Origin of the sequence: Leisingera sp. NJS201 (assembly GCF_004535885.1) — a bacterium.
Taxonomy (GTDB): domain Bacteria; phylum Pseudomonadota; class Alphaproteobacteria; order Rhodobacterales; family Rhodobacteraceae; genus Leisingera.
Window position 1 is genome coordinate 2,426,459 of the sequence record NZ_CP038234.1, and the last position, 21,180, is coordinate 2,447,638.

At 60.9% G+C, this 21,180-nt stretch carries 20 protein-coding genes and 2 pseudogenes; 14 read left to right on the forward strand and 8 right to left on the reverse strand.

Annotated elements, in window-relative coordinates; translation table 11 throughout:
• Positions 1-150 precede the first annotated feature (150 nt).
• The 7 genes from ETW23_RS11980 (at position 151) to ETW23_RS12010 (ending at position 7,191) form a co-directional block, all read left to right on the forward strand.
• Positions 151-1,470, forward strand: coding sequence for a glutamine synthetase family protein (locus ETW23_RS11980; RefSeq protein WP_129371264.1), 1,320 nt, complete (start codon positions 151-153; stop codon positions 1,468-1,470).
• A gap of 60 nt (positions 1,471-1,530) precedes the next feature.
• The gene (locus tag ETW23_RS11985) at positions 1,531-2,211 is read left to right on the forward strand and encodes a type 1 glutamine amidotransferase (RefSeq protein WP_129371265.1); all 681 of its coding nucleotides are present in this window, start codon (positions 1,531-1,533) and stop codon (positions 2,209-2,211) included.
• Positions 2,211-3,569 carry a glutamine synthetase family protein gene (locus ETW23_RS11990; RefSeq protein ID WP_129371266.1) on the forward strand — a complete coding sequence of 453 codons (1,359 nt, stop codon included), beginning with the start codon at positions 2,211-2,213 and terminating at the stop codon, positions 3,567-3,569. The genes ETW23_RS11985 and ETW23_RS11990 overlap by 1 nt, the downstream gene beginning before the upstream one ends.
• A 105-nt stretch (positions 3,570-3,674) precedes the next feature.
• The gene (locus ETW23_RS11995) at positions 3,675-4,985 is read left to right on the forward strand and encodes an FAD-binding oxidoreductase (RefSeq protein ID WP_205879896.1); all 1,311 of its coding nucleotides are present in this window, start codon (positions 3,675-3,677) and stop codon (positions 4,983-4,985) included.
• A 138-nt stretch (positions 4,986-5,123) separates the two neighbouring features.
• Positions 5,124-6,329, forward strand: coding sequence for a DegT/DnrJ/EryC1/StrS aminotransferase family protein (locus ETW23_RS12000; RefSeq protein WP_134830114.1), 1,206 nt, complete (start codon positions 5,124-5,126; stop codon positions 6,327-6,329).
• A 92-nt stretch (positions 6,330-6,421) separates the two neighbouring features.
• Positions 6,422-6,943, forward strand: a complete 522-nt coding sequence (locus ETW23_RS12005) for a hypothetical protein (protein WP_134830115.1) — start codon at positions 6,422-6,424, stop codon at positions 6,941-6,943.
• 53 nt (positions 6,944-6,996) lie between these two features.
• Positions 6,997-7,191: a hypothetical protein gene (locus ETW23_RS12010; RefSeq protein WP_134830116.1), complete on the forward strand. Its 195-nt coding sequence runs from the start codon at positions 6,997-6,999 to the stop codon at positions 7,189-7,191.
• Positions 7,192-7,374: 183 nt separating this feature from the next.
• Here ETW23_RS12010 and phaR read toward each other — a convergent pair whose 3' ends face one another.
• The gene (gene phaR, locus ETW23_RS12015) at positions 7,375-7,929 is read right to left on the reverse strand and encodes a polyhydroxyalkanoate synthesis repressor PhaR (RefSeq protein WP_129371271.1); all 555 of its coding nucleotides are present in this window, start codon (positions 7,927-7,929) and stop codon (positions 7,375-7,377) included.
• Positions 7,930-8,187: 258 nt separating this feature from the next.
• Between phaR and ETW23_RS12020 the strand changes: the two genes are divergently transcribed.
• Positions 8,188-8,487 carry a hypothetical protein gene (locus ETW23_RS12020; RefSeq protein WP_134830117.1) on the forward strand — a complete coding sequence of 100 codons (300 nt, stop codon included), beginning with the start codon at positions 8,188-8,190 and terminating at the stop codon, positions 8,485-8,487.
• A gap of 114 nt (positions 8,488-8,601) precedes the next feature.
• A complete protein-coding gene (locus tag ETW23_RS12025; RefSeq protein WP_254695014.1) occupies positions 8,602-10,353 on the forward strand; it encodes an adenylate/guanylate cyclase domain-containing protein in 1,752 nt (583 codons plus the stop codon).
• Positions 10,354-10,447: 94 nt separating this feature from the next.
• Here ETW23_RS12025 and ETW23_RS12030 read toward each other — a convergent pair whose 3' ends face one another.
• Together ETW23_RS12030 and phaC are read right to left on the reverse strand one after the other, a co-directional pair.
• Positions 10,448-10,897 (reverse strand): phasin family protein, encoded by a 450-nt coding sequence (locus ETW23_RS12030; RefSeq protein WP_129371274.1) that lies wholly within the window; start codon positions 10,895-10,897, stop codon positions 10,448-10,450.
• A gap of 132 nt (positions 10,898-11,029) precedes the next feature.
• On the reverse strand, positions 11,030-12,832 hold the full coding sequence (gene phaC, locus ETW23_RS12035; RefSeq protein WP_134830118.1) for a class I poly(R)-hydroxyalkanoic acid synthase: 1,803 nt from the start codon (positions 12,830-12,832) through the stop codon (positions 11,030-11,032).
• A 133-nt stretch (positions 12,833-12,965) separates the two neighbouring features.
• Here phaC and phaZ point away from each other — a divergent pair, with 133 nt between their 5' ends.
• Entirely contained in the window at positions 12,966-14,240 is a 1,275-nt protein-coding gene (gene phaZ, locus ETW23_RS12040) for a polyhydroxyalkanoate depolymerase (RefSeq protein WP_134830119.1), read from the forward strand.
• Between the two features lie 4 nt (positions 14,241-14,244).
• Entirely contained in the window at positions 14,245-14,817 is a 573-nt protein-coding gene (locus tag ETW23_RS12045; RefSeq protein WP_134830120.1) for a DUF6151 family protein, read from the forward strand.
• Here the strand turns inward: ETW23_RS12045 and ETW23_RS26775 are convergent.
• From ETW23_RS26775 to ETW23_RS12060, 4 genes are all read right to left on the reverse strand, one after another.
• Complete coding sequence (locus tag ETW23_RS26775; protein WP_368075835.1) at positions 14,814-14,942, reverse strand: alpha/beta fold hydrolase; 129 nt, start codon at positions 14,940-14,942, stop codon at positions 14,814-14,816. The genes ETW23_RS12045 and ETW23_RS26775 overlap by 4 nt on opposite strands.
• Complete coding sequence (locus ETW23_RS12050; RefSeq protein WP_368075836.1) at positions 14,927-15,538, reverse strand: alpha/beta fold hydrolase; 612 nt, start codon at positions 15,536-15,538, stop codon at positions 14,927-14,929. The genes ETW23_RS26775 and ETW23_RS12050 overlap by 16 nt, the downstream gene beginning before the upstream one ends.
• Before the next feature lie 122 nt (positions 15,539-15,660).
• A complete protein-coding gene (locus ETW23_RS12055) occupies positions 15,661-16,086 on the reverse strand; it encodes a VOC family protein (RefSeq protein ID WP_134830121.1) in 426 nt (141 codons plus the stop codon).
• Positions 16,087-16,172: 86 nt separating this feature from the next.
• A complete protein-coding gene (locus ETW23_RS12060; protein WP_134830122.1) occupies positions 16,173-16,922 on the reverse strand; it encodes a carboxylesterase in 750 nt (249 codons plus the stop codon).
• A gap of 563 nt (positions 16,923-17,485) precedes the next feature.
• Between ETW23_RS12060 and ETW23_RS25940 the strand changes: the two are divergent.
• A pseudogene (locus ETW23_RS25940) lies at positions 17,486-18,060 on the forward strand (DUF4105 domain-containing protein).
• Positions 18,061-18,162: 102 nt separating this feature from the next.
• Here the strand turns inward: ETW23_RS25940 and ETW23_RS12070 are convergent.
• Positions 18,163-18,411: a hypothetical protein gene (locus ETW23_RS12070; protein WP_134830123.1), complete on the reverse strand. Its 249-nt coding sequence runs from the start codon at positions 18,409-18,411 to the stop codon at positions 18,163-18,165.
• A 279-nt stretch (positions 18,412-18,690) separates the two neighbouring features.
• On the opposite strand from ETW23_RS12070, the pseudogene thrS reads away from it, so the two are divergent.
• Both thrS and ETW23_RS12080 read left to right on the forward strand, forming a co-directional pair.
• A pseudogene (thrS, locus tag ETW23_RS12075) lies at positions 18,691-20,636 on the forward strand (threonine--tRNA ligase).
• 221 nt (positions 20,637-20,857) lie between these two features.
• Entirely contained in the window at positions 20,858-21,163 is a 306-nt protein-coding gene (locus tag ETW23_RS12080; RefSeq protein WP_129371284.1) for a DUF2282 domain-containing protein, read from the forward strand.
• Positions 21,164-21,180 lie beyond the last annotated feature (17 nt).

The window sequence follows — 21,180 nt, forward strand, 5'->3', positions numbered from 1 at the left end:
CATACGGGGCGCACTCGGAGCCACACACCGCAGGGTTTTCTCCTGCAAGACGGGGGCCGCCGGCGGGGCGCCTCAAACTTTTGATCAAATTATCTTGGCGAATGCAATTCTCTGCGCTAGGGTTGGCGCAACGCATTCATGGAGCCCCCTATGGACCTGTCCGGACTGAAGACCATACGCATTGCCGCCTGTGACATGAACGGCCAGATGCGCGGTAAGCGCCTGCCTGCGGGCATGGCCGCCAAGCTGGACAGCGGCGCGGCACGGATGCCGATCTCCACCCTCAATGTCGATCTCTGGGGCCGCGATGTGGAAGACAATCCGCTGGTGTTTGAAACCGGCGACGCCGACGGGGTGATGCTGCCGACTGAACGCGGCGCCGTTCCGATGCCCTGGCTCAAAAGCGCCTCGGCGCTGGTGCCGATGGCGATGTACTGGGAAGATGGCACTGCCTTCCTTGGCGATCCCCGGCATGTGCTGGCTGATGTTCTGTCGCGCTATGCGGCACGCGGCTGGAGCGTTGTGGCCGCCACTGAGATGGAGTTCAGCCTGCTGGATGACAGCGGCCCCCGCCCTGCCCCGCCAATCGACCCGCAGACCGGCCGTGAGCTGGATCAGCAGTCGGTGCTGTCGGTGGCAGAGCTGGACGCATTCGACGACTTCTTCACGGATCTTTATGACGGCGCTGAGGCCATGGGCATACCTGCCCAATCGGCAATTTCCGAGGCGGGCCTGGGCCAGTTTGAGATCAACCTGAACCATCAGGAGGCGATGCGGGCTGCAGATGATGCCTGGCTGTTCAAGGCGTTGGTAAAAGGGCTTGCACGCAAACACGGCTTTGCCGCGACCTTCATGGCGAAGCCTTATGCTGAAGAAGCCGGCAATGGTATGCATGTGCATTTCTCGGTCGAGGATCAGGACGGCAGCAACGTCTTTGACGACGGCGGCGAAAAGGGGTCGGACCTGCTGATGCACGCGGTGGCGGGCTGTCTGGCGGCGATGCCCGCCAGCTCGCTGATCTTTGCCCCGCACGGTAATTCATATGACCGGCTGGTGCCTGGCGCCCATGCGCCCGTCAGCGCTGCCTGGGCCTACGAGAACCGCACCGCCGCCATCCGCATCCCCGGCGGCAGCCACAAGGCACGCCGTATCGAACACCGCGTCGCCGGCGGCGACATCAACCCTTATCTGATGCTCGCAACCGTGCTTGGCTCTGCCCTGGCCGGGATCGAAGATCAGATGCAGCCGCCCGCTCCGTCCGAGGGCAACATCTACGAGATCCAGGGCCTGCCGCAGCTGGCCGCCGACTGGGAGACCGCGATCAACTGGTTTGAGACCGACCCGCTGATCGCCCGTGTGCTGCCGGAACTTGCCATCCGGAACCTGGTGATGACCAAACGGCAAGAGCTGATAGGCTTTGCCGAGCGCCCCCGGGAGAGCCATTGGCTGTCCTGGCTGGAAGCGGTATAGAGCCGCCTTGCCAGCTTCAGCCCCCTCAGCTAGGCTCAATTTGATCAAATCTGGTGACTTATGAAAATCGGTATCCTGCAAACCGGCCACTCCCCCGAAGATCTGTTCGGCCCTTTCGGAGATTACGACGGCATGTTCCGCGACATGCTGGACGGCAACGGCTTTGAATTTCAAACCTGGGCCGTGGTGGACGGGGTGCTGCCGGACAGCGCCGATGAGGCCGACGCCTGGCTGATCACCGGCTCCAAGCATGGCGCCTATGAAGACCACGCCTGGATCCCGCCGCTGGAGGATCTGATCCGCGAGATCAACGCCAGGAAACAGCCGCTGGCCGGCATCTGTTTCGGCCATCAGATCATTGCTCAGGCGCTTGGCGGCAAGGTCAGGAAGTTCGAGGGCGGCTGGGCCGTGGGCCGTGTCACCTATCAGGTGGACGGCAAGGACCTGACCCTCAATGCCTGGCATCAGGATCAGGTGGTGGAACGGCCCCAAGGGGCCCGCGTGCTGGGCGGCAACGGCTTTTGCCAGAACGGTATCCTGGCCTATGGCGACCACATCATCTCCTGGCAGCCCCACCCCGAATTTCCCAGCGCCTTTGTCGGCGGCCTGATTGAAAAACGCGGCCGCGGCGTGGTGCCGGACGACCTGCTGGACCGTGCAGCCGCCGAGCTGGACGCCCCCGTGGACAACCAAGAAATCGCAACCCTCCTCGCAGAATTTTACAGGAAAGAGAGGACGTAATGTCAGCCTGGCTCGACGCCCTTCCCGAAGCAGCAAAAACCTATCTGGAGGGCCGTCGTCTCGACGAAGTTGAATGCGTTATCTCGGACCTTCCCGGTATCGCCCGTGGCAAGGCGGTACCGGCATCGAAATTCGCAAAAACCGACTATTTCCACCTGCCCGACAGCATCTTCTACCAGACCATCACCGGCGACTGGGCGGATGCCGCGGATGAGGACGGCTGGATCGAAAAGGACATGACGCTGAAGCCGGACATGTCCACGGCCACAGCGGCGCCCTGGACCGGCGACTGGACGCTGCAGGTGATCCACGACGCCTATGACCGGCACGACAAACCAATCCCCTACAGCCCGCGCAATGTGCTGAAGCGGGTGGTGCAGCTTTACCACGACAAGGGCTGGAAGCCGGTAGTGGCGCCGGAAATGGAGTTTTTCCTGGTTGCCCGCAACATTGATCCTGCGCATGAGATCAAGCCGATGATGGGCCGCTCCGGCCGCCCGGCGGCGGCGCGTCAGGCCTATTCGATGACTGCAGTGGATGAATTCGGTCCGGTGATCGACGATATCTATGATTTCGCCGAGGCCCAGGGTTTTGAAATCGACGGCATCACCCAGGAAGGCGGCGCCGGCCAGCTGGAGATCAACCTGCTGCACGGCGACCCGGTCAAACTGGCAGATGAAGTCTTCTACTTCAAACGGCTGATCCGCGAAGCGGCGCTTCGCCACGACTGTTTTGCCACTTTCATGGCCAAGCCAATCGAAGATGAGCCGGGCTCAGCCATGCATATCCACCATTCGGTTCTGGATATGGAAACCGGCGAGAATATCTTTTCCGGCCCGCAGGGCGGCGAGACGGACGCGTTTTACAACTACATTGCCGGGTTCCAGAACCACCTGCCCGCGGGTCTGGCAGTGATGGCGCCATATGTGAACTCCTACCGCCGGTATGTGAAGGACCACGCGGCCCCGATCAATCTGGAATGGGCGCGTGACAACCGCACAACCGGCATCCGGATCCCGCTGTCCGGCCCTGCGGCGCGGCGGGTGGAAAACCGCATCGCCGGTATGGACTGCAATCCGTACCTGGGCATCGCCCTGTCGCTGGCCTGCGGCTATCTTGGCCTGATCAACGAGGAGCGCCCGCGCAAGCAGTTCAAGGGCGACGCCTATGAGGGCGAAGGCGATATCCCGCAAGTAATGGGTCAGGCGCTGGATCTTTTTGACGAGGCCACTGAATTGCATGAGGTTCTGGGCCCGGAATTCGCCCGCGTTTACTCCATCGTGAAACGCGCGGAATATGACGAATTCCTTCAGGTGATCTCTCCCTGGGAGCGCGAACATCTGCTGATGAACGTGTAAACCTCCGGCGCTGCGCCCCGGTGCAGCGCCAATGCAATTGAGTATTTTTAGAAAGATGAAGTGCAGGCCGTCCCGGCGGACGACTGCGCCGGAAAGAGGTGTGCTATGGGCATGAACTTGCTCTATTCCAATGACCGGAAGGGCGAATATCCAAACAGCTGGTACGCGGCAACAGCCGCGCCTATGGATCGCTTCGCGGCTCTTGATGGCGACGTGACGGCCGATGTCTGCATCGTCGGCGGCGGCTATACCGGCCTGTCCGCTGCGCTGCATCTGGCCGAGGCCGGGCAGCGTGTTGTGCTGCTGGAAGCGCACCGCGTGGGCTTTGGTGCCTCGGGCCGCAATGGCGGCCAGCTTGGCAGCGGCCAGCGGATGGAACAGGACGGCCTGGAAGCGCTGATGGGCAAGGCCGACGCGCTAAAACTCTGGCAGCTGGGTGAAGATGCCAAGGATCTGGTGAAAGCGTTGATTTCCCGGCACAGCATCGACTGCCATCTGACCCCCGGCATTGCCCATGCCTGTTTCTCCAAAGGCGAAGCAGCCCATGAACACGCCTATGCCGAACATCTGCATAACCGCTACGGCTACGATCAGATCGAACCGCTGGATGAGGCTGGATTGCACGCCATCTGCCCCTCGCCCGCCTATCAGGGCGGATCGCTGGACATGGGTGCCGCCCATTTGCACCCGCTGAACTATGCCCTGGGCCTGGCCCGGGCGGCCGCTGATGCGGGGGCACAGATCTGTGAGCAAAGCGAGGTTCTGGGCATCCAGGAAGGCGCGCAGGTCCGGGTGCGGACTGCAGGCGGGACGGTAACGGCCAGTCACTTGATCCTGGCCTGCAACGGCTATCTTGGCGGGCTGAACCATCAGGTCGCCGCGCGGGTGATGCCGATCAACAATTTCATCGTGGCAACCGAACCGCTGGGAGAAGACGCGGCCCGGGTGCTCGCCCGCGATGTCGCTGTGGCGGACAGTAAATTCGTGGTCAACTACTTCCGTCTCAGCCATGACAAGCGGCTGCTGTTCGGCGGCGGCGAAAGCTATGGCTACCGCTTTCCTGCCGATATTGAGGCCACAGTGCGCAAACCGATGCAGCAGATTTTCCCGCACACCAAGGACGTCCGGGTCGACTATGCCTGGGGCGGCACCTTGGGCATCACCATGAAGCGGATGCCCTATCTGGCGCGGCTGGCGCCCAATGTGCTGACTGCCTCCGGCTATTCCGGCCATGGTGTCGGAACCGCCACCCATGCAGGCCAGTTGATGGCGCAGGCGATACAGGGACAGGCAGAAGGTTTCGACACCCTGGCCCGCGTCCCCGCCCCGCGCTTCCCGGGCGGGCCGCGGATGCGCTCGCCGCTCTTGGTGCTGGCAATGACTTGGTTTGCCTTGCGCGACCGGCTGGGGGTCTGACCCCAGGCCGGTTTCCGCGCAACTCCGCAACATTTCTGTGAAATTTCGCCTGCGCCTGCATTTTCCGCCGCGTCGCCTCTTGGCATTTCCGGCATCTAGTTTTACATTTCCCGAAGCAACAATTCAGGATTTTGAAATATGGCTCTGCCGCCCAACGTTCATGACGCTGAACCCATTCCCGCAGCCGCACTTGAGGCAATCGAGGCCCTGATGCAGTCGGGCGACCTGTTCCGCTACACCGCGCCGGAAAACGCTCCGGTCACGCTGCTGGAACAGGAATATGCGGACCTTTTGGGCAGCAAATATGCGCTGGCAGTCTCCTCCTGCTCCGCCGCCTTGTTCCTGTCACTGAAAGCGCTTGGCCTGCCGCGCGACGCGCGCGTGCTGATCCCCGCCTTCACCTTTGCCGCTGTGCCGTCCTCGGTGGTGCACGCCGACTGCGTGCCGGTGCTGTGCGAGGTCGGCGGCAACTACCGTATCGACATGGCAGATTTCGAGACCAAGCTGGACAGCGTGCAGGCGGTGATCATCAGCCACATGCGCGGCCATACCTCCGACATGGATGCGATCATGGCGCTGTGCGATGCCCGCGGCATCCCGGTGGTCGAGGACGCGGCCCATTCGCTGGGCACCACCTGGAACGGCCGGAATATCGGCACTATCGGCAAGGTTGGCTGCTTCTCCTTCCAGTCCTACAAGATGGTCAACGCCGGCGAAGGCGGTATCCTGGTCACCGATGACGCCGATCTAATTGCCCGCGCCGTGATCATGTCCGGCGCCTATGAACACAATTGGAAAAAGCACAAGGGCCCGCATGGGGAAAACACCCCGGATCTGGAGCAGGCCTTTGCCAAGTGGCAGAACCAGCTGCCGCTGTACAACCTGCGGATGAGCAACCTGTCCGCCGCCGTGATCCGCCCGCAGCTGCCGGAACTGGCGCGCCGGGTGCGCGACGGGCTGGCCAACCATGACTATGTGGCTGAACGGCTGAATGCCTCCCCTTTCTTTGACGTGCCCGCACCGCTGGCCCCTGAACGCCGCGCGCCGGATTCGATCCAGTTCAATCTGGCAGGCCTCAGCGAGGCGCAGACCCGCGCCTTTGCCAGCGCGGCAGAAGCCAAGGGCGTCAAGGTGCAGGTCTTCGGCCTCTCTACCGACAACGCCCGCGCCTTCTGGAACTGGCAGTTCCTGCGCGATCAGCCCGATCTGCCGCAAACCCGCGCCATGCTGATGAAGGCCTGCGACGTGCGCCTGCCGGTGCGCCTGACCCATGCCGAGCTGGATGTGATTGCAGACATTCTGCTGTCCGCGGTTGAGGAGACCATGGCCAAGGCCGCAGCCTGAACGCCACAGGTGATTTAAAGAAGATACTGCCCCGGCATTATGCCGGGGTTTTCCTGATTGCAATCCTGGCTTGCGCCGTACAGTTTGCCGCCATGACCCCGCTTCCCGAATTCGAACGGCGCCCGGCCACAGCCCTGGTTGCGATGGCCAATGCGCTCAGCATGGGCGATCCCGTCAGCGAAGACGCGCTGACGCAAGTCATCCGCGCGGTTTCCACCAGCAGCAGTGAACGGGCTGCGCTTTTGGCCGCCATCGGGGCCGCGAACGACCCGGAAACCGGCCTTACCGTGGCGGATCTGCTGACTGCCTTCGCCACACGGGCCGGAGATGCAGAAGCCCAGGCGCAGGATGCCGATCAGGTGATCGGACAATGGTCGCAACGCCTGGCAGCCGGCGCGCTTCTGGCCAGCTTCGGCGCCGCCATTGCCGGCACAGTAACGGGCGGGCTGGCCTTTGGCCTGACCCTTTTATCTTTTTCAGGTTTCATCTTCGCCACCGCATCCCGCCTCGGCGGACGGGCGCGGCGGCGGATCAAAACGCAAGAACGCGAAGCCGCGGAAACACTGGCCCGCCATGTGCTGGAAGCCGCAAAGAACACGGGCAGTGCAAAGTGATATGGAAATTTCAACACTCCATGCCTATATTGGTCCTGAAACCGGAGAACAGCATGTTTGAAGCCATGGGAATTGAAACAGTCATCGTCAGCGCAATTGCCGGGGCCTGCACCCTGTCTTTTGCTGCAAGCGCCTATCTGTTTCATCGCTCCAAACCGCAGCCGGAAACCAGCGATTTGGACGAAATCGTCAAGAATGCGCCGTACCACCGGCTGCACAATGTCCTGAAAATCAAACCGGGCGCCTGACCGCCGATCCCGGCGTCTGGACCCCGGCGCAGCGCACGGGCGCTGCAAATCTTGCGCAGAAACCGCATAAAAAGCGAATGGCACCGCACCGCGGTGCCACGCCCAACTGTAAGGAACAGTCGCAGACTGTTTGCGAACAGGCGGGAGCCCCTGTTGATCAGGCCCCCGCTGCCGCCAATCGCCTCACTTCATCCTGGACAATTTTTCCTGCAGCTCAGCCAGCTGCTTCTTGATGTCGTCCAGGTCCTCGCCACCTTCGGATTTCTCTTCCCCGGGTGCGCCGCCGGTCCAGCCGGCCCCGCCAAGGCCGCCGGTCATTGCCTTCAGAAACGCTTCCTGCTGCGCCTTCATCGCCTCAAACCCCGGCATCTTGGCCATCGGATTCATCGCGCTCATGTTTTCCATCATCTTGGACTGGCTTTCGCGCAGCATATCAAACGAAGACTGCAGAAACTGCGGCATTACCCCGCCGCCGGGCACCATGTAACTGCGCACCAGGTCGTTCAGAACATTCACCGGCAGTACATTCTCGCCGCGGCTTTCATGCTCTGCAATGATCTGCAGCAGGTACTGCCGTGTCAGGTCATCGCCCGTTTTCAGGTCGACGATCTGCACTTCCCGCCCTTCCCGGATGAAACCCGCGATATCTTCCAGCGTGACGTAATCACTGGTCTCGGTGTTATAAAGCCTGCGGCTCGCGTACCGCTTGATCAGCAAGGGTTTGTCCTGCTCTGCCATGTCTTCCCTCCCCGGTCATGACGCATTGCAGCAAAGCCTATGCCAGCGCAGAACAAAAGGGAAGCCTTCGCATGTTTTCCGCAACATTTGTTCCGGACAGCCCTGTTGCACCGCCGTTGCAGCCCCTGCAGGTTCAACTGCGGTGATTCACCCGGCGATGGTCTATCACCCGGATGGCGGCGTGTTTTTCGCTACTTGGAGGCTGCCCGTCATAGAATACCGTTTGAGATCCGGGGCAGTATCGCAACCCGCAGGCCCTTGGTCGAACGTGCGGATCCTGCCCGCGCCTACCGTCTGCTGATGGAGCGCCCCAAGCTAAAAGGCCACTTCAATGCCAGCGCGGAAACCGGCGTGCCAGTGGCAGAGATCACCCGCGGGATTGCCCGGCGCCAGGACCATGACTCCAGCTGTGTTGTGCGTAGCCTCAAGCACGTGCTGATCAAATACGGCGATTGCGCCGAGGGGCCGGCATTGGACCAGCAGATGGGCTCTGCAAAACTGCGCCAAATGACCGGCTGGGCGCCGCAATACACCAGTTTCCGCAATGCGCAGTTTTGACCTCAAGGCAGCTTTCCATGAACAAAAATCGAACATTTTGCAATTGAGGTGCAGCAAACAGGGCTTAATGTGATATAATTCAGGCAGAGTCTTTTCGAGTCTGTGGTAGCGGGAATGATGGCTGACCAAGGGGACAGACAAAGACAAGCTGCTGTTTTAATCGCTGATGTGGCTGGGTTTTCCGCACTGGTTGAGACCGGGGAGGCGGAAGCGGTCGCTGCCGTTCGCACACTTGCGGACGATATCGTCGTGCCAGCCGCACAGCAGTATTCAGGCCGGCTTGTCAAATCACAGGGCGACGGCTTTCTGCTGGAGTTCCAAACTTCCGTGCAAGCGGTCAAAGCCGCCTTGCTGATTGCCAAGCGGACCGCTGCCGCGGCGGCCAGCCATCCTCCGCCGCATCTGCACCTGAGAATGGGAATTCACACAGGAACCGTCATTGCTGCCGGGGACGATCTGTTCGGCAATTGCGTCAATATCGCCGCCCGCCTCGAAAGCCTTGCAGGACCTGGTGAAATCTGTGTTTCCGGCACGGTTCAAGAACAGGTCCGCGGCAGGATCAATGCAGCCTTTGACGACCTCGGCCTGCAGGTTATCCGCAACATCTCAGACCCGGTGCGGATCTTCCGCATAGCCGAAAACCCGATGCCGCGCTTTGAGGCCGAAGGCCCTGCCTACGAAGTGTCCGTGGCCGTTCTGCCTTTCCTGAACAAATCCCCCGCTGCACCCGGTGCAGACAGTCTGGGCGAAACCCTGACCGAAGACGTGACCATTGGCCTTTCCCGGTTCCGCGAGCTGCGTGTCATTTCCCGCACCACTGCACTCCGCTTTGCCGGCAGCGCATCTGAAACATCCCTGGCTGCAGTGGAATTGGGCGTCCGTTACCTGGTTGAGGGCACGGTGCGGCAACGGTCCGGACAATTGCGTGTCGCTGTTTCGCTGGCAGATGGCTACAGCGGTACAACGCTGCTTAGTGAACAATACAATCTGGAAAATCAGGCCGGGTTCAGCCTTCAGGACGCTTTGGCACGGCAAATCACCCAGACCCTGGCCGGACAGTTGCAGGCCACCGCAAAACGGATATCAGCCGAAGTTCTGGCCAGCGGCGGCCCTTGGACATCCAAGGAACTGGTCCTGCAAGCCAAAGCTCTGATCCTCGACACCCGGGACACACTGTATCAATGCCGGGAATTGTACCGGAGTGCCTGTGACAGCGATCCTGGGAATCCGTCGGCCTATTCCGGATTGGCGCTCACATTTCTGGTCGAATGGATGAGCGGCTGGGGCCTGTCCCCTGAAGCCACCCTGGATCAGGCCTTCCCGTATCTGCGCCGCGCCGCCCGTATCGACCCGCTGGACAGCGCCGTGCAGCGCCGCCTGGCCGTCATGCATCTGTTCAAGGGCGAATTTTCTTTGGCAGAAGACCATTTCCAGCGCGCCCTTGCCCTGAACCCGAACGACACTGACGCAATGGCTTTCCGCGGCCTGTCTTATGTGTACCGGGGCCAGCCCGAAAAGGCCCTTGCCGAATTGGATCAAGCCTCTGGCCGCAACCCGTTCCATCCAACCTACTTCCACTGGTTCAGGGGGCTGGCGCTGTATATGTGCCGGGAGTACCGCCCTAGCATATCAGAAGTGAACAAGGCTGTCGGGCTGTTTCCCGGCTTTCCGGCCCCGCACCGCCATCTGGCTGCCTGCTATGCACAACTGGGAGACAGGGCTGCGGCAGCACGGGAATGCGGGCGTATCCTTGGCCTGGAGCCGGAGTTTTCGCTCGCCCGCATCAGCAAGACCATGCCCTTTGTCAGAGCAGCAGATCTGGAGCACTACTGCGACGGTCTGCGGCGGGCCGGATTGCCGGACTGACCCCTGAACGGCAAAAGGGCAGGCCTTGCGGCCCGCCCTTTCTCACAGTCCGGCTCCGTCAGGGAGGAGAGCCAGGGCCGGTCTGTGGTCGATCTTACTTTGCAGTGGCCGAAGCTTTTTTCGCAGCGGAGGTCACTTCGTCGGTGGCCTTTTTCACAGCTGCGGTGGCTTCTTCGCCCATGTCTTTGCCGGCAGCCATCACCAGTTCAACGGTTTCCATCTGGACCTTCTTGGCGATCTCAGCAAAGGCAGCCATGTTTTCAGCAGCCACTTCAGCAGAAGCGGAGGCGAAATCGGTTGCGGCTTTGGCATAGTCGGCCGGGTCGGCTTTGACTTTGGACACATCGCCCAGCTTGGAGATGGTTTCTTTGGTCCACTTGTTCGAAAGCTCAGCGGATTTGCCGGCAGCGTCCAGCGCAACGGCGGACAGCTTCTCGTTCAGGGCTGCGGTGTTTTTGAATACGTCTTCCATCGCTTTGGTGTCGACCGGGAATGCGCCCATGAAGTCTTTCATCATCGCGGTGAAGTCTTGGGTCTTTGCCATAGTTCTAATTCCTCAGAAAGCTGCAGCAGGACCATCCTGCGCTCTTAGCATGAGAGGAATATGCGTGCCGCACTGCAGCATTTCAAGGTTTTTGATGCTGCAGTGCAGAAAAAAATCGCAAATCCTGTCAAATCAACGGTTTGCCTTGACCTTCACATAAGACCCAGGGGCCGGCATCAAAGACGGATACCCCGAATCTCCCACGTCGCGGGCGGGAACCTGCTTGCCGGACCGCTTTTTCAGCCACTCATTCCAGCGCGGCCACCAGGAGCCTTCGTGGTATTCCGCCCCTGCCATCCAGGCTTCGCTATCGCCTTTCAGATCAGCGTTGGTGTAGTGACCGTATTTCTTTTTGCTGGGCGGGTTGACGATACCCGCGATATGGCCGGACTCCGACACGATGAAGCTTTTGCTGCGCGATCCCATCTGCTGCACACCGCGGTAACAGTCTTTCCAGCGGGCGATATGGTCGGTCTCGCAGGTGATCGACATCAGCGGCACATCCACATCCTTGATATGCAGCTTGTGCCCCATCAGCTCGAACCCCTCGCCAACGAATTCATTGTTCTGGCAAAGGCCTCGAAGATACTGCACCGCCATCCGGCCCGGCAGGTTGGCGCCATCGCCGTTCCAATAGAGCAGATCAAAGGCCGGCGGGGTCTCGCCCATCATGTAGCTTTTGACAGCGGGGCCATAGATCAGATCCTTGGAGCGCAGGAACGACATGGTGCGTGCAATCACCCAGGAGCGCAGCAGCCCCTCCTCTTCCACCTGCGCCTCGATCCCGTCAACAAAGTCATTCTGCAGGAACGGCGTGAATTCGCCCTGATCACCAAAATCGGTCAGCGTGGTAAAGAAAGTCGCCGATTTCACCGAAGTGTCGCCGCGCTGCTTCAGCAGCGACAAGGTCAAGCCCAGCGTGCTGCCGGCGATGCAATAGCCCACGGCGTTCACCTGCTTGACCTTGCAGATCTCCTTGGCGGTCTCAATCGCGGTCAGGATGCCTTCTTGGATGTAATCCTCCATCCCCACCTCGGCATGGCTGGCATCCGCGTTGACCCACGAGACGACAAACAGGGTATAGCCCTGCTCGGTCACCCATTTGATCATGCTGTTCTGTGCCTTCAGATCCAGGATGTAGAACTTATTGATCCAGGGCGGGAACAGGACAATCGGGATCTCATGCACGGATTCCGTCGCGGGTTTGTACTGGATCAGCTCCATCATCCGGTTGCGGTAAACCACATCGCCGGGCGTGGTGGCGATATTGCCGCCCAGCTCAAAGGCGCTTTCATCCGCCAGCCGCACCACCAACTCGCCATTGTTGGCTTCCAGATCGGTGACCAGGTTCTCCAGCCCGTCGATCAGCGACTGGCCTTCGGTCGCAACAGCCTTTTCCAGCGCATCCGGGTTGGTGGGCAGAAAATTGGTCGGCGACATCATCTCGATGATCTGGTCGGCAAAATACGTCAGCCGCTGCTTGTCCTTGCCGTCCAATTCGTCCGCATCCTGCACCGCGTTGCGGATCGCATCGGCGTTGGTCATGTATTGCTGTTTCACAAAGTGGAAATACGGGCTGCTCTCCCACAGCGGATTCGAAAACCGGCGGTCCCTGGCTCCGCCGTCATCCGTACTTTGCGATTGACCCGCCAAGGCCTTCTGCGCTTCGGCGAAATTCAGCACCGATTTGCTCCAGTATGCCACCTGCTGTTCCAGGATCTTGGCAGGGTTCTGCATCGCTTCGGTCCAGTACGCAGTTGCTGCACGCGCATAAAGCTCTTGATTCGGACCGTCCAAAGCGGCGTTATGCGGGGTCTTCCGGGACATGACATCGGCCAGACGCTTAGTCAGCTCCTCAACACGGCTCATGTTTTCCTTAAGCTTTTCAATGCTCTCAGAATTGGGTGCTGCGGATAATTCGTCACTAGTTGTCATATAAAAGAATCCCTCATAGGCTTTCTGCTATGCAGAATACTCTTCTGCATTTTTCAGGGCAAAGCGGCGATTGGTCCAATGTTCCGGATTTGACGATCCGATGACGCAGGGGCAGAACCCGAAGGAGACACGCATGCGATACATGATGACCTACGATCTGATGGAGACCGTCCGGAACACCAACCAATGGTTGGGCGCAACCGCCCTTTCCATGGCATCTTACCCGGTCTTTTCCGCCTTGCCAAACCCTGCGCTCAGCTGGATGGCCGCCTGGGGTGAAGTGACGGAACGTACTTACCAGCGGATGGTGGTGAAACCGGACTGGGGTATCCGCACTTTCACCTGCGAAGACGGCAAGGACCATCTGGTGGACATAACCACTGTTGTCGAACGCCCGTTCGGCGATCTGATCCATTTTAAGGTCAACGGACGCGAGGAACAGCCGCGCAAGGTGCTGCTGGTTGCGCCGATGTCCGGTCATTACGCCACTCTCCTGCGGTCCACCGTCCAAAGCTTGATCGTCAATTGCGAAGTCTATGTGACGGACTGGCACAATGCCCGCGATATACCTGTTTCCGCAGGAAAATTCGACGTCGAGGATTACACGCTCTACCTCGTCGACTTCATGCGCGAATTGGGCCCCGACACCCATGTTGTCGCGGTTTGCCAGCCAGTGCCGCTGACCCTGGCAGCGACCGCTTATCTGGCCGAACAGGACCCCAAGGCGCAGCCGTCGTCGCTGACCCTGATCGGCGGCCCGGTGGACCCGGACGCCACCCCGACCGAGGTCACTGACTTTGGCCGGCGCGTCACCATGGGCCAGCTGGAGGAGACCATGATCCAGCGTGTCGGCTACAAAAACAAAGGTGTCGGGCGCAAGGTCTATCCGGGCCTGCTGCAGCTGTCCTCCTTCATGTCGATGAACGGCGAGCGCCACTCCAAGGCATTCATGGACCAGATCCACCGTGTTTCCCGCGGCGAGGCTTCGGATCACGATGCCCACAACCGTTTCTACGACGAATATCTTGCCGTCATGGACATGACAGCCGAGTTCTACCTGTCCACCGTCGAGCGTGTCTTCAAAAGACGCGAGATCGCCCGCAACGAATTTGTGGTCAACGGCCACAAGGTCGATATCGGCAAGATCACCAATGTTGCGGTGAAAACTGTCGAAGGCGCCAAGGATGATATCTCTGCCCCCGGCCAATGCGTCGCGGCGCTGGATCTTTGCACCGGACTGCCTGAAAGCATGAAGGCCAGCCACCTGGAGCCGGGTGCCGGCCACTATGGCATCTTTGCCGGCCGCAGCTGGCGCGACAATATCCGTCCGCTGGTGATTGATTTCATGAACGCAAACAGCCGCAAGAAACCAGGCCGCAAACCGGCCAACAAGAACACGGCTGCCTGACGGCATGGGCGACGGGCTGGCGTTTTCCTGCAACTGCGGGACCTTGCGTGGTGAAGTTTCCGCGCAAGGCATCAAGGGCGGCACCCGTGTTGTCTGCTACTGTGCCGATTGCCGCGCCAATGAGCTGTACCACGGCCAACCCGACCCGGCGCCGGATCCGGTTGACCTGTTTCAGCTGGCACCGGACAGCATCACCATTACCCAAGGCGCGGCGCATCTGAAAGCGCTGCGCCTTGGCCCCCGCGGCCCGCTGCGCTGGTACGCCGCCTGTTGCAGCACGCCTTTTGCCAACACGCTGGCCAAACCCACGCTGCCCTTTGCCGGGATGCGCTCGGACTTGTTCGAGGACAAATCCGCACTTGGCAAAATCCGCGCCAAGGCTTTCCTCCCAGTCACAGGCAAACAGTCCCGGACCAAGGGCGGCGGAGTCATGGCCTGGGGCATCCTCAGCCGGATGATCACATCGCGGCTGTCCGGCAAGTGGCGGGAAACGCCTTTTTTTAATGCCGAAACAGGCAAGCCGGCAGCTGAACCGGAATTGCTCAGCAAAGACCAGCGCGCAAAACTCTCCCCTTAAGAAACAGGCACCGCCAGCCAGTGCAGCAGCGCCCGGTTCACAGCATCCGGCTGTTCCAGCACCGGCATATGCCCGGCTTCGGGGATCACCTGCAGCTGCGCATCCGGGATCAGCTGCGCCAGCAACTGGTGTTTGGCAACCGGGGTGATCGTGTCATGCTCCCCCCCAAAACCAGAGTGGGAACATGCGCCCGCCGCAGCGTTGCCTGCTGATCCGGCCGCCGCTGCAGCGCGCGGGCCTGCGCCACATACATTTCCGGCCCCAGCTCCATCCCCATGCGGCAGAACAGGTTGTGGACCTCCAGCCGTCCCGGCCCCGGCGCCAGCGCCTCCATCGGCAGGGTGTCGCGCAGCACATCCTCCAGCCGTCCGGTCCGGGCTGCTATGATATGCGGTTCCCGGTCGGCAGCCTGCTCCGGCGTCTCTGCCAGCGGGCTGGCCCCCATGATGCACAACCGGCTGATCCGTTCCGGTGCGCGGCGCAGCAGCTCCATCGCCAGGAGTCCGCCCATCGACACACCCGCCAGAGAAAACCGCGGCGGCAGGTGTGCCAGCATCCGGACAGCGATCTTTTCCACCGTGTCGCCGCCCGCCAGCGGCAGCACCATCACCGGCATACTGCCGGAAAAACTCCGGACCTGAGCGTCAAAAATCCGGCCGTCGCACATCATCCCCGGCAGCAGAACCAATGGTTCGCGGCACGGTTGCTGGTCATAAGGCATATCCTGCCCTCGCGGTTTGCCTTCCACCCGATGTTTCAACTCTGCGAAGATCCGCCCCCTGGATCAAGAAAAACCTCCCGGCAGCAGGGATTTAGAAAGCTGCTGCCGCCGCGGTGCCACGTCTAGTAGCCATTCCAGCAAAAAGCGCCATTCCCGGCCAGTTCTGAAAACGGGTTGAACGCGATTTCCCAAATGTGCCCGTCCGGGCTGCGGAAATAGCCGTGATGCCCGCCCCAAAACACATCCTGCGCAGGTTTCAGAACCTCTGCGCCAGCCGCCTCCGCTGCCGTCAGCAGCACAGCCACGTCCTCCTTGCTGCGGGTATTGTGGCTCAGCGTCACCGCACCGGTGCCCAGCTCCGCTTCCGGCAGGCCTATCTCAGCTGCCAGCGCTGCCAGCGGATAAAGCCCCAAGGTCTGAGAGATCAGATCAAAAGCAATCACCCCGTCCGGGCTTTCAGCACGCTGCCAGCCCAATGCTTCGTAAAAGGCAGCAGCGCTTTCCATGTCCGGCACACCCAGCGTTATCAGGCTTACTCTCTGTTCCATAAATCAACCCATTGCTCTTTCAATCATTCTGCTATGCCCGCCGCACCAGCCGTCAGGCCGCTCCAGCGCGCGCCCGAACCGCCGCATCAGGTGCCGCCCAGAACGTCCAGCACCGCGTCTTCCATCATCTTCAGGCAAATCTCGTTCGAAAACCGGTGGTCGGCATCTTTCACCAGGTTAAGCCGCATATCCGGACAGGCCGCGTGATCCATCAGCCGCAGCGCGGTTTCCGTCGATACAGCCGTATCCGCGGTCCCCTGCAGGCAGCGGACTTTGAAGGGCAGGAACAGCGGCGTGCGCAGGACCAGCCGTTTGCGCCCGTCTTCGATCATCCGCTTGGAGATATGATAGGGTTCCATGTAATCACTGGGCAGCTCCACATAGCCTTGGGTCTCCAGCTCATCCTTCTGCGTATCCGAGAAATTGGCCCAATACCCGTCCTCGGTGAAATCCGGTGCCGCAGCGATGGTCACCATTCCCTTGATCCGTTCCGGCATTTCCCGCGCCAGCAGCAGCGCCTGCCAGCCGCCCATCGACGAGCCCACCGGCACGATGTCCCCTTCGGTCAGCTGCGCCACCGCCTCCAGCGTGTCCTCATGCCAGTCGCCGATGCAGCCTTCCTCAAACGTGCCCGAGCTTTCGCCGTGGCCGGAGTAATCGAACCGCAGAAAGGCCAGCCCGCGCGCCTTTGCCCATGCCTCCAGATGCACCGCCTTGGTGCCCTCCATATCGGATTTCAGGCCGCCCAGGAACACCACGCACGGCCCCTGCCCCTCATTCTTGTGATAGGCAATCCGGCGGCCCTGGGCGGTCTCGAGAAAAGATGTGGCGGGCATGTCGTTGGTCTCCTGTCCTTTTCCCTAAGATGTGGCATGGCAGCGCCTGCCTCGCAAGCGCCGGCACTCCCCGCTTGCAAGCCCCCGCCTGCCTCCTTATGGTCCGCAAAAATTTTCAAGGGACCTAGGGCATGTTCAGACTCATTAAGGGCATTGCGATCGCCACCGCCATTCTTGCCGTGGCCCTGGCCACCGCCTGGGCCGCCCTGGCGCTCTGGTACCGGCTGCCCTTTGGCGCAGTGCCGCGCGGCCTGCTGGCAGGCGGGTTTGCTTTCCTGGGCCTCACTGTTATTGCCGGTCTGTTCCGCAGGCGTGCCTTGCGCGCGCTGACCACATTCACTCTGGCGCTGGCCGCGGTGATCCTGTGGTGGTCCACCCTCACACCGCCGGACGCGCGCAACTGGTCCCCTGATGTGGCCCGCCAGGTCACCGGCCAGGTTGCCGGTGACACTCTCACGCTCACGGATGTACGCAATTTTTCCTGGCAAACCCCTGAAGACTATAGCGAAAGCTGGGAGACCCGCAGCTATGACCTGACTACGCTCGAAACGGTGGATTTGTTCATGTCCTATTGGGCCGGCCCGCAAATGGCGCATATGATCGTCAGCTTCGGTTTTGAGAACGGCGATCATATCGCCTGGTCGGTCGAAGTGCGGCGCCAGGCAGGTGGCGGCTTCTCCCCATTGCCGACCTGTTTAAATCCAACACCCTGGTGATCCTGGCCGCCGATGAACGCGACGTGGTGGGAACCCGCACCAACGCCCGCGGCGAAAACGTGCAACTGTTCCGCATTAACGTCAGCCCCGAGACCGCCCGCGCCTTGCTGATGCAATATGTCGACGCCGCCAACAGCCTTGCCGCCCGGCCAGAGTGGTACAACTCGCTCACCACCAATTGCACCACTGTGGTGATGACAATGATCCGGGCATTCGCAGACGAAGTGCCGCTGGACTGGCGGGTGCTGGCCAATGGCTATCTGCCGGAATATGCATGGGAACAGGGCGTGCTGGACCAGACCCGCACGGTCGGCGAACTGCGCGCCTTGGGCAGCATTACCCCTATCGCCCAGGCCCACGGCGTGACCCCGGACTTCTCCGGGGTGATCCGCGAAGGCATCCCCGCTTTTGTATCGAACTGATCCAGCTTCTTTCTGGTCAAAAACACCCCGGGGAGCGCGAGGGGCCGGCCCCTCGCATCTTTTCTGTATTCAGGCGGGTTCAACACCCGCCGGCCGGCACAGTCACAAAACGCCGGCAGCCGGGCTGCTGACGATTTTCTGAGTGCTCAATCGCCCCAGCAAATCCTGTATCCGGGTCAATGCCTCGCCAGTAAGCCGCGCCTTCTCCCGGCTCGGCCCGCCTTCGACATGCGCGCAATGCTCATAGGACAGACGGCGCTGCGACAGGATCTCCCTGGACTGGCACAGCGCGGTTTCAATCAGGTCCACATCTTCAACCGTCAAGTCAAAGTTCGGGTTCGGGCGGGTCATCGGAACACTCCTGGTATGTCCATTGGGCCTAAGGTTTCGGCCACACTGCCCGAACCCGGATTCGTAGCAACAGTTTTCTTGTTATTTTTCAAAAGCTTACCAGTATACACATATGTGCAATCGCATGCACAGGCACACAATCGGATTTTCCGGCGCAATAACAACTGCCTGCAAAGCCGCCTTGACTTGCCCCCGCATTAGCCGCAAAACGCGCAGACGAAACACATACCCGCAACCGGGCGTTCTGTGGGCGCCAAACCGACGAGGAGCAGCCAGATCATGGCCCAAATCTCTCTCACCTTTCCCGATGGCAATGCACGATCCTATGACGCAGGCGTGACCCCTGCGCAGGTGGCTTCCAGCATTTCCACCTCGCTGGCCAAAAAGGCCATCTCCGCCACTGTCAACGATCAGCACTGGGACCTGCAGTGGCCGATTGATGCAGATGCGGCCATCGCCATCCACACCATGAAGGACGAGGTTCAGGCCAATGAACTGATCCGCCACGATCTGGCGCATGTCATGGCCCGCGCGGTGCAGGAGATCTGGCCCGATACCAAGGTCACCATCGGCCCGGTAATCGACAACGGCTGGTACTACGATTTTGACCGCGCCGAGCCATTCACCCCGAAGACCTCAGCGCCATCGAGAAAAAGATGAAGGACATCATCAACAAGCGTGATGAAGTTCGGACCGAAGTGTGGGAACGCGACCGCGCGATCCAGCATTACACCGACTTGGGTGAACCCTATAAGGTCGAGCTGATCGAGAGCATTCCAGGCGACGAACCGCTGCGGATGTACTGGCACGGCGGCTGGCAGGACCTCTGCCGCGGCCCGCACCTGCAGCACACCGGCCAGCTGCCGGGCGACGCGTTCAAGCTGATGAGCATCGCAGGCGCCTACTGGCGCGGCGACAGCTCCCGCGCGATGCTGCAGCGGATTTACGGCGTCGCGTTCACCGGCAAGGAAAAGCTCAAGGCCCACCTCACCATGCTGGAAGAGGCTGCCAAACGCGACCACCGCAAGCTGGGCCGCGAGATGGACCTCTTTCACATGCAGGAAGAGGCCCCGGGCCAGATCTTCTGGCACCCGAACGGCTGGACCATCTACACCCTGTTGCAGGACTACATGCGCCGCCAGCAGCGCAAGGGCGGCTATGTCGAGGTGAACACCCCGCAAGTGGTAGACCGCAAGCTGTGGGAACGCTCGGGCCACTGGGACAAATACCAGGAAAACATGTTCATCGTCGAAGTGGACGAGGAACATGCCCGTGAAAAGGCAGTGAACGCGCTGAAGCCGATGAATTGCCCCTGCCACGTGGAAATCTTCAAGCAGGGCCTGAAGTCCTACCGCGACCTGCCGCTGCGCATGGCCGAGTTTGGCTCCTGCAACCGCTATGAGCCCTCGGGCGCGCTGCACGGCATCATGCGGGTGCGCGGCTTCACCCAGGATGACGCGCATATCTTCTGCTCGGAAGATCAGATCGAATCCGAAACTGCCACCTTCATCGACTTCCTGTCGACCATCTACAAGGATCTCGGATTCGAGAAGTTCTCGGTCAAATTCTCCGACCGCCCGGACACCCGTGCCGGTTCCGACGAGGTCTGGGACAAGGCCGAGGCGGCGCTTCTGTCCGCGACCCGCGCCGCCGGGATCGAACCGGAACTTAACCCGGGCGAAGGCGCCTTCTACGGCCCCAAGCTGGAGTTCGTGCTGACTGATGCCATCGGCCGTGACTGGCAGTGCGGCACCCATCAGGTGGACTTCGTTCTGCCCGAACGCCTGGACGCCACCTATGTCGGCGCCGACGGCGCCAAGCACCGCCCGGTCATGCTGCACCGCGCCACCCTGGGGTCTTTTGAGCGTTTCATCGGCATCCTGATCGAGGAACACGCAGGCAAGCTGCCGTTCTGGCTGGCGCCGCGTCAGGTCGTGGTCGCCTCGATCACCTCGGAGGCGGATGATTATGTGCAGGAGGTTGTTGCCAACCTGCAAAAGGCCGGCGTGCGCGCCGAGGCGGACATCCGCAACGAGAAGATCAACTACAAGGTCCGCGAACATTCGGTGGGCAAGGTTCCGGTGATTCTCGCCGTCGGCCACCGTGAAGTCGAGGAACGCACCGTCTCGGTGCGCCGTCTTGGCGAAAAGCAGACCAAGGTGGACAGCCTCGAAAATGTTACAAAGGCACTGGCTGTGGAGGCGACCCCGCCGGACCTTCTGTAACATTTCCCGAAAAGCACAGCATCAGCGGCCCCCAATCGGGGGCCGTTTTGTTTCAAACGCAGGCAAAATGGCTTGAAATCAGCTCTTTACCCGGCGTTCCCCTCTCACATACGCTGACGCAGGCGTGAGACACGGCCTCGTGACTTAAATTCCTGAATACCTCAGGTTAGTGTTTGCCTGTCATCACGACACCGCATGTTAAACCGAAAGGAATTCACGAGATGTCGAACACCGCAAAATCCCTGGCCGTTGCAGGCGCCGTTGCCGCCGCTCTGACCGCCGCTTCGACCATCCCCGCTGCCGCCGCCACCAAGGAAAAGTGCTACGGCGTTTCACTGGCCGGCCAGAATGATTGCGCCGCCGGCCCCGGCACCACCTGTGCGGGCACCTCGACCACCGACTATCAGGGCAACGCCTGGACGCTGGTTGACGCGGGCACCTGCGAAGGCCTGGAACTGCCGGCAACTGCAGACGGCTCTGCACGCAAGGGCTCGCTGGAACCGCTGGAGCGCGACCTGCCGGCATAATGGCCGCTTGAATTCTG